The organism is Rhizobium sp. BK212 (assembly GCF_014197475.1).
Taxonomy (GTDB): Bacteria; Pseudomonadota; Alphaproteobacteria; order Rhizobiales; family Rhizobiaceae; genus Rhizobium; species Rhizobium anhuiense.
In genome coordinates this window covers 200,425-217,284 of sequence record NZ_JACIFS010000005.1, presented here as the reverse complement: position 1 = coordinate 217,284, position 16,860 = coordinate 200,425, and the positions used below count along the sequence as shown (strand labels likewise).

General features: G+C 61.5%; 12 protein-coding genes. 5 read left to right on the top strand and 7 right to left on the bottom strand.

What is annotated here, in order from left to right:
- Positions 1-123: 123 nt before the first annotated feature.
- The gene (locus tag FHT79_RS18405) at positions 124-372 is read right to left on the bottom strand and encodes a hypothetical protein (protein WP_047619205.1); all 249 of its coding nucleotides are present in this window, start codon (positions 370-372) and stop codon (positions 124-126) included.
- A gap of 118 nt (positions 373-490) precedes the next feature.
- The gene (locus tag FHT79_RS18400; protein WP_183903878.1) at positions 491-781 is read right to left on the bottom strand and encodes a hypothetical protein; all 291 of its coding nucleotides are present in this window, start codon (positions 779-781) and stop codon (positions 491-493) included.
- Between the two features lie 207 nt (positions 782-988).
- Between FHT79_RS18400 and FHT79_RS18395 the strand changes: the two genes are divergently transcribed.
- The 3 genes from FHT79_RS18395 (at position 989) to FHT79_RS18385 (ending at position 3,382) form a co-directional block, all read left to right on the top strand.
- On the top strand, positions 989-1,432 hold the full coding sequence (locus FHT79_RS18395) for a DUF5086 family protein (RefSeq protein WP_183903877.1): 444 nt from the start codon (positions 989-991) through the stop codon (positions 1,430-1,432).
- 247 nt (positions 1,433-1,679) lie between these two features.
- Positions 1,680-1,856: a hypothetical protein gene (locus FHT79_RS32175; RefSeq protein ID WP_245433417.1), complete on the top strand. Its 177-nt coding sequence runs from the start codon at positions 1,680-1,682 to the stop codon at positions 1,854-1,856.
- 338 nt (positions 1,857-2,194) lie between these two features.
- Positions 2,195-3,382 carry a hypothetical protein gene (locus FHT79_RS18385; RefSeq protein ID WP_047618926.1) on the top strand — a complete coding sequence of 396 codons (1,188 nt, stop codon included), beginning with the start codon at positions 2,195-2,197 and terminating at the stop codon, positions 3,380-3,382.
- Between the two features lie 199 nt (positions 3,383-3,581).
- Here the strand turns inward: FHT79_RS18385 and FHT79_RS18380 are convergent, their stop codons facing one another.
- The 5 genes from FHT79_RS18380 to FHT79_RS18360 all read right to left on the bottom strand — a co-directional run bounded on the left by FHT79_RS18380 (position 3,582) and on the right by FHT79_RS18360 (position 15,722).
- Positions 3,582-3,743: a hypothetical protein gene (locus FHT79_RS18380; RefSeq protein WP_164735950.1), complete on the bottom strand. Its 162-nt coding sequence runs from the start codon at positions 3,741-3,743 to the stop codon at positions 3,582-3,584.
- A 196-nt stretch (positions 3,744-3,939) separates the two neighbouring features.
- On the bottom strand, positions 3,940-5,805 hold the full coding sequence (gene malQ, locus FHT79_RS18375; RefSeq protein WP_183903875.1) for a 4-alpha-glucanotransferase: 1,866 nt from the start codon (positions 5,803-5,805) through the stop codon (positions 3,940-3,942).
- Between the two features lie 29 nt (positions 5,806-5,834).
- Positions 5,835-7,595 carry a malto-oligosyltrehalose trehalohydrolase gene (treZ, locus tag FHT79_RS18370; protein WP_183903977.1) on the bottom strand — a complete coding sequence of 587 codons (1,761 nt, stop codon included), beginning with the start codon at positions 7,593-7,595 and terminating at the stop codon, positions 5,835-5,837.
- Positions 7,596-7,738: 143 nt separating this feature from the next.
- Entirely contained in the window at positions 7,739-9,412 is a 1,674-nt protein-coding gene (locus tag FHT79_RS18365; RefSeq protein ID WP_183903874.1) for a response regulator, read from the bottom strand.
- Between the two features lie 10 nt (positions 9,413-9,422).
- Complete coding sequence (locus tag FHT79_RS18360; protein WP_097543750.1) at positions 9,423-15,722, bottom strand: HAMP domain-containing protein; 6,300 nt, start codon at positions 15,720-15,722, stop codon at positions 9,423-9,425.
- A 156-nt stretch (positions 15,723-15,878) separates the two neighbouring features.
- On the opposite strand from FHT79_RS18360, the gene FHT79_RS18355 reads away from it, so the two are divergent.
- Both FHT79_RS18355 and FHT79_RS18350 read left to right on the top strand, forming a co-directional pair.
- Complete coding sequence (locus FHT79_RS18355; RefSeq protein ID WP_047618916.1) at positions 15,879-16,343, top strand: hypothetical protein; 465 nt, start codon at positions 15,879-15,881, stop codon at positions 16,341-16,343.
- 74 nt (positions 16,344-16,417) lie between these two features.
- Complete coding sequence (locus tag FHT79_RS18350; protein WP_047618913.1) at positions 16,418-16,699, top strand: hypothetical protein; 282 nt, start codon at positions 16,418-16,420, stop codon at positions 16,697-16,699.
- Positions 16,700-16,860: the final 161 nt, after the last annotated feature.

Sequence of the window (16,860 nt, the reverse complement as noted above, 5' to 3'; positions counted from 1 at the left end):
ACGACGCCTATCAAGCACATATTGCTGCGACGGTCGCGTGACATCGGCGTGACACGCAGAATCGACATTCCCAACTCAAGACCGACTTCGTGACACGTCAGTTGCAAAAGCGGCGATCAGCCGTCAATGCAATGTCCTGCGGATCTCGTGTGCAAGAACCTGCTGCGGCCAGCCTTCGACCGTGCGTGCCAGCGATCGCACAGCTTCGTCCATGTTGAAAACCATGTCCCCGAGCCGCTCGATCTCATAATCGAGCTCGTAGACCTCGACTTCGTCAAGACCTTTGCTCTGGAGCAGTCGCTTCATTGCTTCGATAAGCCGCTCAGTCCGCCCAACGATATCAAGAGCGCTTCGGATAATAATATCGACCATGCACGTCCCCTCGCTTCGATAAGGGAGCGTCGGCCATAATCGCGATGCTGACAATCCTGAAATCTTGTCAGACGCGGCCTCACATCGTGTCGTAGAGAGTGCACGACTGACGCCGCGCCTAGTCGTCGTCGAGCGAAAAGACCGGCCGGTAGTGGCGCTCGGCGATCAGCAAGCTCCGGTCGGGCCGGATGATGTAGATCTCCTCGACCTGGCGTCCCCATTGATCTGTGAAGGTATGCGGGAAGGAAGAGCCGACGGGCGACTTCGTCAACTTCGTGCGCGGTTGACCATTATAGGTGATGCTGCCGGGAATGGGCGCCAGCCCCGCCGACGAATAACTGCCTGCGCCGGTGGTGCAGCCTGTCAGCACAACGGCAAGTATCAACCCAAATACTATGCTCCGGTTCATCGAGCCCTCCAACTGCTTCGTCCTTCACGCAGCACTCGTTTTATCGTCAATGTAACAGGGGACGATAGACATTGTTCCAGAATCGGTCGGAGCAAACGCAGTCGTCCATCCCTCGTGTTGGCGTTGAATTTTTCAGAAAAAGGCGGCATTAAAAATTCGTTCAAAGCGTGGCAGTGATTTAACTCTGGGATGGAACGCTGTTTACCCATGCGAATAGTTCCTGGAACCATCCTTCTGGCTGTCGCGACGATATTGGCCGCACCGGTCTTCACGCGTGCCGAACCGGTGAAATCCACGGATGTTTCCACGGTCATTCTCTCCGTCTCACCACGGACAGTTCGTTGGGCCACCGTCTACAAACATCCGGATTCCGCCGATCACGATCCCTATTACCATGTGGAGGTGATCGAGAAGGAGCAAGGTTCGCCGCCATGGCAATTCAAACGGCTTGCCGCACATCTTGCCGTAACGGCAGACGCTTTGGACAGGAGCCGTCTGAGACAAAAGGCCAAGACCTATTATTACAAGGACCTCGAATTCCGGATCGCCCACCGAGCCTGGCGCACACAACCTCTCATCCAGCGGGACACCGGGGTTTGCCGCACGACAATTCTTGAATGCGTCGGGGCTGCAGGCAATAGGCGCCCATAATGCATGTGGATACGGTGAAGGCATGGCCGTATTAATGCGGGAGGATGAACGAAAGTAACGTTCGGCGATGCTAGCAAGAGCAGCGGGATGTGCAGGGGCGGCAATCGCCGCTCTGTGGGCGGCCCGTCAACTAAACCGAATTTATTCATTCCCCGAACCGCTTGATGCTGAACTCATGAATGTTGCGAGAAATTTTGGCATTTTCATTCTGCCGGCGCTCGTTCTGCTGTTGGCAGGACCGTTCAGGATGTGGTTCGACAGATTTGCGCCGCTTTATCCCTTGGTGCTCGGCGCCGGCGTCCTCAACATCTATCTGCAGAATGATGCGCTTGCCGCCGGTCTGCCAATCATCGTGCTCGTCTATCCCTTTCTGGTAATCTTTGCGCTCGCCTATCTGTTGCGCGGGCGAGTGCCGCGGGCTTAGAAAAGCCGGAACCCCCATTCCGGTGCATCTGACAACACCCATATTTCCGGTTTGGCATCCGAATTCAAAGGGTTGCAAGAATCGAAGAAATACACTTTATGTGTGAGAATGAATCGCAAAACCACCCCTGCTAGAGAAAATGCTGCCGCCCACGGCCGGCGTAGGGATGGCCATTTTTTGTCAGCCCTGGGGTTGCGGCTGATCCGAACCTTATCGCCCCCCAATTAGCTTACCTGATCACCAGGACATGCATTCGCCTCTCCGTTCTCAGCGTGGGAGAGACACGTCCGGATAATGTTCACAAACCTCGCATCTACTTTCTCCATAAGGACATCTCGATGAAGCCCATACGCAATCTCCACATGATGATGGCAAGCGCCGCATTCCTGACGCTCGCCGGCCCGGCGCTTGCCCTTGATGGCGCCGACATGATGAAGAAGCTCAATGCCGCAACCAGTGCCGGCGGTACGGTCATCACTTTTGAGAAGGCGGATGTCGACGGCGACACGGTAACGGCGACAGGCGTCCGGGTGGGATATGCGAACCTGCCCGGCGACACGCTGAAAATCGGCGACCTCACCTTTGAGGGCGTCGAGGAAACCGAAGGCGGCGGCTACTACGCCAAGGGCGTCTCTTTCCCGGATATCGATATGAGCCAGGAGGAAGGTCGTTTTTCCGCAAAGGACATCCTGATCGTCGGCCTCACGATCCCCGCCAATGCATCAGGCGACACGCTGAACGATATCCTCCTCTATGAAACCGTCAGCACCGGCCCAATCGCTCTCAACATCAAGGGCAAGGACGTGCTTGCTATCGAGAGTATCGAGTCAAACCTCGGACGCCAGGACGGCGGCTTTGCCTATGACGCCAATGTCGCCGGCATCAAAGCCGACCTGTCGCAGGTCGAGGAGGCGAGCGCGAAGGAGGCCATCGCGAAGCTCGGGCTGACGACGCTCGACGGCACCGTGACGATGAAGGGCAACTGGGAGATCGAAAACGGCAAGGTCGCCGTCGACGAATATGCCTTCGATTTCAAGAATATCGGCCGGCTGAATTTCGCCGTCGACTTCTCCGGTTACACGCTGGGCTTCATCAAATCGCTGCAGCAGGCGGTGAAAACCGCCGAGGCCAATCCGAACAAGGAAGAGGCCAACCAGGCCGCCGGCCTTGCGATGTTGGGGCTGATGCAGCAGCTGACGTTCAACAGCGCTTCGATCCGCTTCGACGATGCCTCGATCACCAAGAAGGCACTTGACTATGCTGGCTCGCAGCAGGGCGTCACGGGCGATCAACTGGCGCAATCGCTGAAAGGTCTTGTGCCGATGATGATGGCACAGCTCAACCTACCCGAGCTGCAAAACCAGGTTTCGGCCGCCGTCAACACCTATCTCGACGGTCCGAAAAATCTGACGATCAGCGCCGCGCCGGAAAAGCCGGTTCCCTTTCCGATGATCATGGGTGCTGCCATGGGTGCACCGAACACCATTCCCTCGGTGCTCGGCGTCAAGGTCACCGCGAACGACTAGAGCAATTCCAGCAAAAGGGCGTCGCAGTTTTGCGTCCGGACTTGCGTGAAAACAAAGAGATAGAGCATTTCCGTGATTCGGAAAAAAACGGAAATGCTCTAGGTGCTCTAGGATCTTTGCAGGGCGCTTCACGAACGCCGGCTGCCGGAGGCGGGTTACTTGCCAACCTCCCTCTGGATCAGCCCCTTCAGGAATTGCTCTAGAACTCGTCGCTGCGACGCTTCACGGCGTGCTTCAGAGCTACCATATGCCTTCGCCGCTCCAGCACATAATCGGCATATCCGACGCAGATGAACAGCAATGTCGGGCCGGCGTATATGATGATCAGCGCCAATGCGATAAGGATGAATGCGGTCGTCATGGTCGTATTTTCCATCAATATTAGGCGTGCCGCATCTGAAGCGGCGAAACGGACGGAGCCTCGTCGCGACGATCCCTGTCCTTATTCCTTCAAAATTCGCCGGCCTGCTATTCGTTCCCTTCCCGATCGATTTCCATTCGTTTGGGATACCCGATTGAGCGACAATGACGAAGTTGACGGCTCGCCCCAACCTCGATCAGTCCCGTGGCCGTTCCTCCCGCATTGCCGCCGTCACGCTCTTGAGCAGCGGGCTCGACATCAGATCCTCGAGCAAAAACGATAGCTTCGGCTTCCAGTTCGGATAGCTGTCACTGGTGCCGGGAACATTGGTCGGTCTCTTCTCGTCGGTAAGGTCGGCGAGACGGACCACGGCGAGAAGCGAGGGTGTCCTGGCGATGAAGCGATAGGCGCTCACGGTCAGTTCTCTCAGCGTCCGCTCGCTTGCTTTGGCGCGCGCGAGGCGGGCCGGCAGATCGAGGCCGGCGAGCTTGAAGGCGGCCTTCAGGTTTCTCCGTTCTCGCTTGCGGTATTCGCGATGTTTTTCGGTGAGATCGGGCGGCACGATGCCGTGGTCGGAGCGGGCCTGAATGTCGGCGCTACGCCACCAGCCGGCAAGCGTCTGATGGTCGTGGGTCGAAATGCAGGCCAAAGCGAGGACGGGATAGACGTCCGCCGGCTTGAAACCCTGTTCGTCCTGTTCATAGGAAAGAATGCGATAGGAGAGAATGTGGGCCGCCGCCAGATCCTCCTGCAATCCGTTGGGGATCAGCCCCAAATCTTCTGCAATGACCAGGCAGCGATGTTCTGCGGATAGCTCGGCGAGGATCTGCAAAAGCCGATCCTCGGGATAGCGGACAAAGGCGCCTTTGTCCGGCCTGCTGCCTAATGGCACCAGGAAGAGGCGGCGAAGCGCTGCGGCGTGGTCGATGCGAATGGCGCCCGCATATCGCATGGCAGCGCTCACCATCCGCCGGTAAGGCGACATTTCTCCTGAAGCGATTGCCGAAGGCAGGTATCCGGCGAGGTGCCAGTCCTGCCCGTCCACGGCGAAGGGATCGGGCGGGCTGCCAATTGTGGCCTTCGAGACGTAGATGTCAGGCTCGCTCCATGTCGCCGAACCGTCGACCGCCTCGCCGACGGCCAGATCGAGATAGAGCCCGATCCGCAGGCCGGCCTTCCCAGCCCGGTCCGCCGCCTGCGTTAGCTGCCGATGGGCGAGCCATTGCAGCCACATGTGGAAGCGGACATCGTCCGCATGCCCACGCTCGAATTCGGCGACAGCGGCGCTGTCGAAGTGCTGGAAGTCTGCCGGCCAGCTTTGCCAGCCGGCGCCCGAGCCGCGCTCGACCATGGAAAAGGAGAGGCATTCGAAAAGCGCGTGAAGGCGCAGGCTGTCGCCGCCTTGCGCAACAAAAGCGTCGAAATCGGCCGGGTCGTATGTTTTGTCACTGACGCGGCGCTGTCGCCAGGTCGGCCAGAGATTGCGAAGGGCCTCGAGCTTGATCTCTGCTACTCCGACGTAATCGACGAGATCGGTTTGGCGAAGGCTTGCCAATTGCCGTTCGAGTTCCGGACTACAGACAAAACCCGGCAATCGGTCGACCGCGATATAGAGCGGGTTGAGATGCTGGCGGCTCGAGGGCTCATAGGGGCTGCAACGCTCGGGATCGGCGAGAAACGGCGCGTGAAGCGGGGTGAGGCCGATGAAATCGGCGCCCAGCGATCCCATGAGATCCGCCATATCGGCCAGATCCTCGAAGTCTCCTATGCCCCAGTTGCGTGCCGAACGGAGCTCGTAAAGCTGCAGGCTCACACCCCAGACCCGCGTGGCGGAAAGGAAATCCGGCAGAAATGACGTGGGAATCTTCCTGCGTGCCGGCCTAGGCTCCCGCCGCGGCGCGCCGGCCTCATGATCGACCGCTCCCGTCACGTCGATCTTCAATGCCGAGAGGATCTTGCGCTTGGTCTCGCCCGATACCGTCACCTCCCGGTTGTCCGGACTGGGCCTGGTCGGGCTGATGCCGTGCCGGCGAGCGAGCTTGTCGAGCTCAGCGGATTTCATCGTTCGATCGCCTTCCTGTCAGCCCGCCCTCACGCTTCGCTGATGCTCCACATCACCGTCCAAGGCGCGAGATTATCGCCGTCGCTGCCGCCGAGACGGAAGATCGTCTCGGCGTCGTCCTGCTGCAAGGAGAGCGGCACCGCCTCGTTGCCGAGATTGGCGCGCAGATGAAGACGCCGGTTTTGCGCCAGGGTCCAATCCACCGCGAGCGCGCTTCCGGCTGAGCGATAGACCGCCTTTCCGGCGCCGGCGCCTTTCAGCAAGGGCACGATCCTTCGGTGCCGGAGCCCGAGAAGCGTCCTGTAAAAATCAAGAACATCGGAGGAAGCGCATTTCGACCAATCCAGCTTGGCGGCGGCAAAGGTCGATGGCGCCGTCGGGTCGAGAAGATCGTCTGCGTCGAAGCCCGGCAGACGCGACAGCTCCTCGCGGCGGCCTCTTCTGACCTTCTCGTTCAGATCCTCGTCGAAATCGCAGAAGAAGGGGAAAGGCTCTCTGGCGCCCCATTCCTCGCCCATGAACAGCATCGGGATCTCGGGCGCCAGCAGGTAGACTGAAGTAACGGCCTTGACGGCATCCGCCGGGCTCGAAGCCAGAATCCGGTCCCCCAGCGCCCTGTTGCCGATCTGGTCGTGGTTCTGGATGAAGGAGATGAAAGCGGTGGGCGGCAGGTGACCGCTCGGCCTGCCGCGGCTTCCGCCGCGATAGGGCATATGCTCTCCCTGAAACACGAAGCCTTCCGCCAGCGCCCGGCCGAGCTTGCCGGGGTCTTCGGCATAGTCGGCATAATAGCCGAAGGTTTCGCCCGTGGCGGTGATGTGCAGCACATGGTGCACGTCGTCGTTCCATTGTGCGGTGAAGAGGCTCGCCTCGCCGTTTTCGTCACGCGACAACAACTCGCTGTCGTTTTCCTCGTTTTCGACGATCAGGTGAATATGCCGACCGACCGCCGCCGCCCTGACGCGGCGGGCAAGCGCGTGAAGCAGATGCTCGGCGCTGTCGTCCTTGATGGCATGGACGGCATCGAAGCGGAAACCATCGAGCCTGAATTCGGTGATCCAGTAGAGGGCATTCTGAATGATGAATTCACGGATCATCGCCGATCCGTCGCCGTCGTAATTGACGCCGTGGCCCCAGGGCGTCTTGTGGTGGTCGGTAAAGAGCGGCGCGTAGGAAGGGATAAAATTGCCGTCCGGTCCGAAGTGATTGTAGACCACATCCAGGAAAACCGAGATGCCGCGCGCATGCGCTGTGTCCACCAGCGCCATGAAATCTTCCGGACGGCCATAACTGCTGTCCGGAGCGTAAGGAAGCACGCCGTCATAGCCCCAGCCGTAGCGGCCCGGGAATTCGCCGACCGGCATGATTTGCAACGCCGTGACGCCCAGTTGTTGCAGATGGTCGAGACGCTCGATCGCCGCCCTGAAACTGCCCCCAGGCGTGAAGCAGCCTATATGCATCTCATAGATGATCATCTCCTCCCAGGGGCGGCCCGCCCAGGCATCCGTCTTCCAGCGATAGGTGGCAAGGTCGATCACTTCGCTCGGACCGTGCGCATCCTGCGGCTGAAACCGCGAGGCGGGGTCCGGAACTTCGGAGCCGTCCGGCAGGACAAAGCGATAAAGCGTACCGGCATGGGCATCCGCAACTGCACAGCGGTGCCAGCCATCGTCAGCCGCCTGCATTGGGCGCAGGCCAGCGCCTTCGAGCTTCAGCGACACGCTATCATGCAAGGGAGCCCAGAGGCGAAACAGAATGCCCTCTTCGGTGAATGCGGGGCCGAACGTCATTTTGGTCAAGGGAAAGCCTTCGATGAAATCGGGATGGGATTTGGGTAACTTTTGCCGGGGCAAAAAGTTTCGTCCGCAGGCGGACGCACGAAAGCGGCCGCTGTCACCAGGATGGCCGGGCCGGTCGCCTTACGCTTTGATCGTCAGGCCGCCGCGATTTTGCCTGAGAGCGCCTGGTCCATGGCCGCCTGGAGTTGCTCCTGCGTGAATGGCTTCTTCATCCGCAGCATCCGGCCGAGGCCATGGTCTTCGGAAAACTCGGCATAGCCAGAGGCAAGGATGATCGGCAGGCCTGGAAAGGAAGAGCGAAGGTGACGCGCAAGCTCCGCGCCCGTCATACCCGGCATGGCATGATCGGTGATGACGAGATCGCAATCCTGTCCGCCGGCAAAGAATTCCAAAGCCTGGGACGCGGAAGAAGCTTCCTGCGGCAGGTGCCCGAGATCCTCCAGCATCGCTACGGTTCCCGTCCTGACCAGCGCGTCGTCGTCGACGACGAGAATGGCAAGCGGCCGAGACGAGGGTTTCAACGGCTCCGTCGCCGGAGGCTCGACGGCCGGCAGCACTTTGACGAAGGTTTCGGCGACGGGCAGCCACAGGCATATGGTCGTGCCCTTGCCCCTTACGCTCGATATCTGGATCGAGCCGCCGGATTGCGCCGCCAGGCCATGAACCATCGACAGGCCGAGACCGGTGCCCTTGCCGACCCCTTTGGTGGTGAAAAACGGTTCTGCGGCACGCGAGACCGTTGCCTCGTCCATTCCCTCGCCATCATCCGACACCGATATCCTGATGTAATTCCCGCCCGCGAGGCTGGCCGGCCGGCTCTCTTCGGCCGCCGCGGCAACCGTCACTACGCCGCCACTTTCGAGTGCGTCCCGGGCATTGACGAACAGGTTGAGCAGCGCCAGTTCCAGTTGGTTGCTGTCGACCAGCAGGGGCGCGAGATCGGCCGGGATGCTTTTGCGGATTTCGATGCGCGGCCCCACCGCCTTGGCGAGGAGATCTTCGACGTTTTCGAACAGCCTGAGGAAATCCACCGCCTGCGGCTTGAGCTCCTGGCGGCGCGCGAAGGCAAGCAGGCGTTGGGTCAGCGCCGTGCCGCGCTCGGCCGCCTGGATCGCGTTCGTCACCAGGCGTTCGCTGCGTTCATCCGGCGGAAGCCGTTTCTTCAGAAGATTGAGGCTGCCGAGAACCGCCATCAGGAGGTTGTTGAAGTCGTGGGCGACGCCACCCGTGAGGTGACCGATCGTGTCGAGCTTCTGCGCCTCGAACAGCTGTGCGAGCGCCTCCTCGCGCTCCCGTGTCCGTTGATCGATCCGATGTTCGAGCTCTTCGTTGAGTTCACGCAACTGCGCTGCCGAAGCCTCGAGCTCGGCGGTACGCTGGTGAACGCGGGCCTCCAGCTCGGCGTTCAGGCGTTCGAGCTCCCGCGTCTTCCTGTAGAGATCGGCAAAGACCCGCACCTTGGCTCTCAGCACCTCCGGGACGATCGGGACGGAGACGTAGTCGACCGCGCCCACCGCATAGCCACGCAGCCGATCCGGTTCGGCGAGCATGACGGCGGAGACGAAGATGATCGGCGTGTTCTGATAGCGCGGATGCTGCCGGATCATGCTGACGAGCTCGAACCCGTCCTGTTCAGGCATGCAGACATCGACGAGGATCACCGCGATTTCGGTGCGCAACAGGTGCTCGAAGGCCTCGCGGGCGGATTGCGCCTTGATGAGGTTTTCTTCGAGTTCTTCGAGAATGACCTCGTAACTCAGGAGCTTGGCCGGCTGGTCGTCGACGAGGAGGATGTTGACGGGGTTCATGGCCAGATCCTCAACGATGCAGCCACATGCGAAGAGCCGACAGAAGCTGTTCGGTATTGACCGGCTTCGCCAGGTAGTCCGAGGCGCCCGCTTCCAGGCATTTCTCGCGGTCGCCCTTCATCGCCTTGGCCGTCAGCGCCAGGATCGGCAGCCGCCGGAACCGGGGCTCCGAACGGATGACCTGCATCGTCTCATAGCCGTCCATTCCAGGCATCATGATGTCCATCAGCACGATCGCGACTGAAGGTTCGTTGTTGATGACGTCGATGGCTTCGCTGCCGGTCGTCGCGGTCAGCACCTTCATTCCCCGGCGTTCGAGGACACTGCTCAGGGCGAAGATGTTGCGGGCATCGTCATCGACGAGCAGGACGGTTTCACCGACCAGATCCTCATCCGAGCTGTGCAAATCCCGCAGCGTTGCCTGCTTTGCGGCCGGCAGGTCGGCGACGACCCGGTGCAGGAACAAGGCCGTCTCATCCAGAAGGCGCTCAGGCGACTCGACCCCCTTGACCACGACGCTGCGGGCCATGCTGTGCAGCGTCGCGTCTTCCTCGGCGGAAAGCTCCCGGCCGGTGAACACGACCACCGGCACCTCGCCGATCTCGGCGTCGTCGCGAATCTGCTCCAGCACGTCGAAACCGGACATGTCGGGAAGGGAAAGGTCGAGCACCACGCAGTCGGCGGCATTGTGCCGAAGGACGGCGAGAGCCTCCGATCCGGAGCCGACGCTGGTGATGTCGATGTCGTCATGTCCGAGAAGGGCGGTGACGCTCAGACGCTCGGCCTCGTTGTCTTCCACGAGCAGCAGGTGCTTGCGGCGCGGCTGCGCATAGGCCTTCAGTCGCGACAGCGCCTTGCCAAGCCCTTCCGGCGTCGTCGGCTTGCTCATGAACGCGAAGGCGCCGCGGGTCAGCCCATGTTGGCGATCCTCGTCGAGGCTGATGATCTGGACCGGAATATGCCGCGTCTGCGGATTCTGCTTGAGCTGGCTGAGCACCGTCCAGCCAAGCATGTCGGGCAGGAAGATGTCGAGCGAGATCGCCGCCGGCCTGTAGTCCTGGGCCAGTGCGAGCGCATCGCTGCCGCGCATCGCCACCAGAACCTTGAAGCCGTTGTCGCGGGCGAGATCCACCAGGACGCGGGCATAATGCGCATCGTCCTCGACGACGAGCAGCACCGAGTCGCCGGCTGCTATCTGGTGGCGATCGTCTTCGACATGTTCTGCAGGCTTTTCGGCCCGGCGGCTGGCGGCGGCTTCGGCGAATTCCACGACATTTGCCGGCGGAACGGACTTCGGCGCAACCGCGCCGGCGCCGACATAGGTGAGCGGCAGGTAAAGGACGAAGGTGCTGCCGACCCCGGGCGTGCTGCGCAGCTGGATCTCACCGCCCAAGAGGTTTGCCAGTTCGCGGCTGATCGCTAGGCCGAGGCCCGTGCCGCCATATTTGCGGCTCGTCGAAGCATCCGCCTGCTGGAAGGCCTCGAAAATGATGCGCTGCTTTTCAGGCGGTATGCCGATGCCGGTATCGACGACTTCGAAGGCGATCACCGAAGGCGCGTGCTTGAGCGAGGGATGATCGGACGACCAGCCGCTCGTTGCCGCAGCGACGCGAAGCGTCACGCCGCCCTGCGCGGTGAACTTGAAGGCATTCGACAGCAGGTTCTTGAGGATCTGCTGCAACCGCTTCGAATCCGTGATGAGGCTCTTTGCGACATCGGCGCCGACATCGACTGCGAAAGACAGGTTGCGGTTTTCGGCCTCGTGCCGGAATGGCCGCGCCATCATCTCGAGCAGATTGCTGACGAAGATCTCCTCGGCATCGACCGAGACCGTTCCGGACTCGATCTTCGACAGGTCGAGAATGTCGCTGATGAGGTTCAGCAGATCGGTGCCCGCGCCGTGGATCGTCTTGGCGAACTCGACCTGTTTTCCCGACAGGTTGCCATCCGGATTTTCTCCCAGCTGCTGGCCGAGGATGAGGATCGAATTCAAAGGTGTGCGCAGCTCATGCGACATGTTGGCGAGAAATTCGGATTTGTACTTCGACGTCAGCGCGAGCTCGGTTGCCTTTTCCTCCAGCGCGCGCCGGGCCTGCTCGATCTCCTGGTTCTTCGCCTCGACTTCGACGTTGCGTTCCTCCAGCTGCTGCGCCTTCTGCCCAAGCTGCTCGTTGGTCTGCTGCAACTCGCGCTGCTGCGTCTGAAGCTCGGCGGCAAGCTGCTGGGACTGTTTGAGCAGGCCTTCGGTCTGCATGGTCGCTTCGATGGAGTTGAGGACGATGCCGATCGATGTCGTCAGCTGGTCGAGGAAGGACAGCTGCAGCTCAGTGAATTCGCCGGCGGAGGCAAGCTCGATGACCGCCTTCACCTGCCCCTCGAAATGCACCGGCAGCACGATGGCGCTTCTCGGCAGGGTGGTGAACACCCCGGAACTGATTGGAACGACGTTATCGGGAAGGTCGGTGACCAGGATGCGGCGGGCGTCGCTGGCGCATTGCCCGACAAGTCCCTGGCCGAATTCGAGCCGGGCCGGATGCGCCGCCTCGACCCCTTGCGCATAGACGGAGAGCAGCGACAAGACCGGCTGCCGCTCGTCGGCATCCACCTGGTAGATGACCCCCTGATGGGCGCCGACCAGAGGTGCGAGCTCCGAAAGCAGCATCTTGCCGACCAGCGTCAGGTCGCGCTGGCCCTGCAGCATATTGGTGAAGCGCGCCAAATTGGTCTTCAGCCAGTCCTGCTCGGTGTTGCGCTCTGTGGTCAGGCGCAAATTGTCGATCATCGTGTTGATGTTGTCCTTGAGTTCGGCCACTTCGCCACGCGCGTCGACCTTGATCGAGCGCGTCAGGTCGCCCTTGGTGACGGCGGTCGCCACTTCGGCAATGGCGCGCACCTGCGTCGTCAGGTTGGCGGCCAGCAGGTTGACGTTGCCGGTCAAGTCCTTCCAGGTGCCTGCTGTGCCCGGAACATTCGCCTGACCGCCGAGGCGGCCTTCCACGCCGACCTCACGCGCCACCGTGGTCACCTGATCGGCAAAGGTCGCAAGCGTGTTGGTCATGTTGTTGATGGTTTCGGCAAGGGCGGCCACCTCGCCCTTGGATGCGACGGTGAGATTCTGCTTGAGGTCGCCGTTCGCCACCGCCGTCACCACCTTGACGATGCCGCGGACCTGCTCGGTCAGGTTGGCGGCCATGACGTTGACGGTGTCGGTCAGGTCCTTCCAGGTGCCGGCGACACCCGGCACCTGCGCCTGGCCGCCAAGCTTGCCTTCGGTGCCAACCTCGCGGGCAACACGCGTCACTTCGCCGGCGAAAGCATTGAGCTGGTCCACCATCGTATTGATGGTGTTCTTCAGTTCGAGAATTTCCCCCTTCACGTCGACGGTGATCTTGCGCGACAGGTCGCCGCGCGCCACGGCCGTCGTCACTTCGGCGATGTTTCGAACCTGGGTCGTCAGATTGGCGGCAAGCAGGTTGACGTTGTCGGTGAGGTCCTTCCAGGTGCCGGCGACGCCGGGAACGACGGCCTGGCCGCCGAGCCTGCCATCGGTACCGACTTCGCGGGCGACACGCGTCACTTCGCCGGCAAAGGAGCGAAGCTGATCGACCATGGTATTCAAAGTATCCTTCAGGAGCAGGATTTCGCCGCGCACGTCGACGGTGATCTTGCGCGACAGGTCGCCATTGGCGATCGCGGTCGCCACCTCGGCGATGTTGCGCACCTGCGCCGTCAGGTTGCCGGCCATCGAGTTGACGCTGTCGGTCAAGTCTTTCCAGGTGCCGGCGACACCGGAGACCTGCGCCTGGCCGCCAAGCTTGCCTTCGGTGCCGACTTCGCGCGCCACACGCGTCACTTCGCCGGCGAAGGCGTTCAGCTGATCGACCATCGTGTTGATGGTATTCTTCAGTTCGAGGATTTCCCCTTTCACGTCGACGGTGATCTTGCGCGACAGGTCGCCGCGCGCCACGGCGGTCGTGACTTCGGCGATGTTGCGCACCTGGCCGGTGAGGTTGGAGGCCATGGAATTGACGTTTTCGGTGAGGTCCTTCCAGGTGCCGGCGACGCCCGGCACCTGCGCCTGACCGCCGAGCTTGCCTTCGGTGCCGACCTCGCGCGCGACGCGCGTGACTTCGGAGGCAAACCGGTTCAGCTGATCGACCATGGTGTTCAGCGTCTCCTTGAGCTCGAGGATTTCCCCCGAGACCGACACCGTGATTTTCTTCGACAGGTCGCCATTGGCGATCGCGGTCGAGACTTCGGCGATGTTGCGCACCTGTGCCGTCAGATTGCCCGCCATGGAATTGACGCTGTCGGTCAGGTCTTTCCAGGTGCCGGCGACGCCAAGCACGTTCGCCTGGCCGCCAAGCCGCCCTTCCGTGCCGACTTCGCGCGCCACACGCGTCACCTCGCCGGCAAAGCCGTTGAGCTGGTCGACCATGGTGTTGATGGTCTCCTTCAGTTCGAGGATTTCCCCCGACACGGTGACGGTGATCTTCTTGGAAAGGTCTCCCTGGGCGACGGCGGTCGCGACTTCGGCGATGTTGCGCACCTGCCCCGTCAGGTTGGAGGCCATGGAATTGACGCTGTCGGTCAGATCCTTCCAGGTGCCGGCGACGCCGCGCACATTGGCCTGGCCGCCAAGTCGCCCTTCCGTTCCCACTTCGCGGGCCACACGTGTCACTTCCGAAGCGAAGGCGTTCAGCTGGTCGACCATCGTATTGATGGTTTCCTTCAATTCGAGAATCTCGCCCTTCACGTCGACGGTGATCTTCTTCGACAGATCGCCATTGGCGATCGCGGTCGAGACCTCGGCGATGTTGCGGACCTGCGCCGTCAGGTTGCCGCCCATCGAGTTGACGTTTTCGGTCAGATCCTTCCAGGTGCCGGCGACGCCGCGCACATTGGCCTGGCCGCCGAGCCGGCCTTCCGTACCCACTTCGCGGGCCACACGCGTCACTTCCGAAGCGAAGGCGTTCAGCTGATCGACCATCGTGTTGATGGTCTCCTTCAGCTCGAGGATTTCGCCTGACACCGTCACGGTGATCTTCTTCGACAGGTCGCCATTGGCGATCGCGGTCGAGACCTCGGCAATGTTGCGCACCTGTGCCGTCAGGTTCGAGGCCATGGAATTGACGTTGTCGGTCAAGTCCTTCCAGGTGCCGGCCACGCCCGGCACCTGCGCCTGGCCGCCGAGCCGCCCCTCGGTGCCGACTTCACGCGCCACACGCGTCACTTCGCCGGCAAAGCCGTTGAGCTGGTCGACCATCGTGTTGATGGTTTCCTTCAGTTCCAGGATTTCACCCGAGACGTCGACGGTGATCTTGCGCGACAGGTCGCCGCGCGCCACGGCAGTGGTCACCTGGGCGATGTTACGCACCTGGGCTGTGAGGTTACCGCACATGGCGTTGACGCTGTCGGTCAGATCCTTCCAGGTGCCGGCCACACCCGGCACCAGCGCCTGTCCGCCAAGCTTGCCTTCGGTGCCGACTTCGCGGGCGACGCGCGTCACCTCCGAGGCGAAGGACCTGAGCTGGTCGACCATCGTGTTGATCGCTTCTTTCAGTTGCAGGATCTCGCCGCGCACGTCGACGGTGATCTTCTTGGAGAGGTCGCCATTGGCAACGGCGATCGTCACCTCAGCGATGTTGCGCACCTGCGCCGTCAGGTTCGACGCCATCGAGTTCACGCTTTCGGTGAGGTCCTTCCAGACACCCGTCACTTCGGGCACCTGCGCCTGTCCGCCGAGCTTTCCGTCCGTGCCGACCTCACGGGCAACGCGCGTCACTTCCGATGTGAAGACGCTCAGCTGCTTGATCATCGTGTTGACGATATCGGCCGAGCGCAGGAATTCGCCTTTGAGCGCCCGCCCGTCGACATCGAGCGGCACGGTCTGCAACAGGTCGCCCTTGGCAACGGCCGTGATCGTCCGGGTCACGGCCGTCGTCGGCCACAGGAGATCGTCGATCAGGCCGTTGATCGATCCTTCCATCTCGGACCAGGAACCATCAGACAGGCCGAAGCGCACGCGCGTGCTCGTTCGCCCGTCCCGGCCGACGACCTGACCCACATGCTCGAGCTGCTGGGCCATGCGTTGATTGGCGGCAATGATGTCGTTGAGAGCGTCGGCGACCTTGCCGGTGACGCCTGTGAGATCCGACCGCATCCGCACGGAAAAATCGCCGCGCCTGACTGCGACAAGGACCTCCAGAAGCGCGCTGGCGTCGTCGAACGCCATCGTCTTGTGGTCGTGCCCATTGATGCTGTCCGGCGTGACGCTATCCCGCGAAAATTCACTGGCTTGATTACTCACGAAAATCCCCCCTGTTCGACTGGAGATAATTTAGTGCTCGAGTGGAAAAAGGGTATGGCCGGACCGCGCGGTTGTACAGACCGATATGTCCTGCCGTCAGCCGTAAACTTCGCCTGCGCGGGAACAGTTTCCCGCCGGCCGTCGTTTCCACCCCGAATGGAGAGCGACATGTCGAACGTCTCGAGAACAGGCAAGGAAGAGATCAACAACGCGACCAACCCGAACACGTTTGGAAAGTCGGTCGAGAGCCAGGCGCAAATCGAGGACGCGGCTGCGCAGGCGGCGGCCGGCGCTGGCGGCGAAATGCTCAACATCTACCGATTGGAGCCCGTCGCGGCGCCTGACGATCCGCGATGGGACAATTCCCCGGGGCACGGTATTGTCGTCGTCGCCGCCAGGACGGCGGGCGACGCCAGGATCGTCGCTGCGGCTCGTGAGCTCGACTTCATGGAAGTGGATGCGGCGCCCGCCGAGGATGTCACAACCGTCAATGCGAGCGCCTTTCGGGACGACAAGCTCTACACCGTCATCGAGATCGATCGGAACCGGCGCGATGTCACGCGCGGGATCGTCGACGGTGAAGTTACCGTCGACACGATCCGGCCGGTTCAACCGGACTGACGTAGCAATGTCCCGGCGCAATCGGCGACGCGCCGGAGCGTCATCAAGTGGCCCCTCGTTTCCTCGGAGCTCTCATGAATACGGCCAACCTTCAGCTCAAGGGCCTGATCATGGCAATGGCGTCGATATGCGACGCAATCGTCGAGAAGGACCTGCTCACCCGTCAGGAACTCAATGCCGCGCTCTCGAAAGCCAAGAAGGCCATCGAGGACGACGACGACCATGAGCTCTCGGATGCCAACCGCGCCGCGATCCTGTTTCCCATACGGGTGCTGCAACTCGCCGAGGAGGCAAGCGGGCGAGGCGAACAATTGACGTTTTCGGATTATGCCAAGCTCGTGGGAAAGATGAGCTGATGACCATGTTCGAGTCGCGGTCCCCGCTCCGCGCCTCAGTGGCAGGCTTAGATGGTCTGAAATCAGTCGAGCGGTTGCAACCGGCTCGGTCTGTTCCTCTATAGATCCGCGATAGAAACCAACGCGTTGTTCGACGCGTGTCGGCGGGAACAATTCTCGTT

Coding starts and splice junctions, on each gene's coding strand:
- FHT79_RS18405 (WP_047619205.1), bottom strand. CDS start 372: ATGGTCGATATTATTATCCGAAGCGCTCTTGATATCGTTGGGCGGACT.
- FHT79_RS18400 (WP_183903878.1), bottom strand. CDS start 781: ATGAACCGGAGCATAGTATTTGGGTTGATACTTGCCGTTGTGCTGACA.
- FHT79_RS18395 (WP_183903877.1), top strand. CDS start 989: ATGCGAATAGTTCCTGGAACCATCCTTCTGGCTGTCGCGACGATATTG.
- FHT79_RS32175 (WP_245433417.1), top strand. CDS start 1,680: ATGTGGTTCGACAGATTTGCGCCGCTTTATCCCTTGGTGCTCGGCGCC.
- FHT79_RS18385 (WP_047618926.1), top strand. CDS start 2,195: ATGAAGCCCATACGCAATCTCCACATGATGATGGCAAGCGCCGCATTC.
- FHT79_RS18380 (WP_164735950.1), bottom strand. CDS start 3,743: ATGACGACCGCATTCATCCTTATCGCATTGGCGCTGATCATCATATAC.
- malQ (WP_183903875.1), bottom strand. CDS start 5,805: ATGAAATCCGCTGAGCTCGACAAGCTCGCTCGCCGGCACGGCATCAGC.
- treZ (WP_183903977.1), bottom strand. CDS start 7,595: ATGACGTTCGGCCCCGCATTCACCGAAGAGGGCATTCTGTTTCGCCTC.
- FHT79_RS18365 (WP_183903874.1), bottom strand. CDS start 9,412: ATGAACCCCGTCAACATCCTCCTCGTCGACGACCAGCCGGCCAAGCTC.
- FHT79_RS18355 (WP_047618916.1), top strand. CDS start 15,879: ATGGAGAGCGACATGTCGAACGTCTCGAGAACAGGCAAGGAAGAGATC.
- FHT79_RS18350 (WP_047618913.1), top strand. CDS start 16,418: ATGAATACGGCCAACCTTCAGCTCAAGGGCCTGATCATGGCAATGGCG.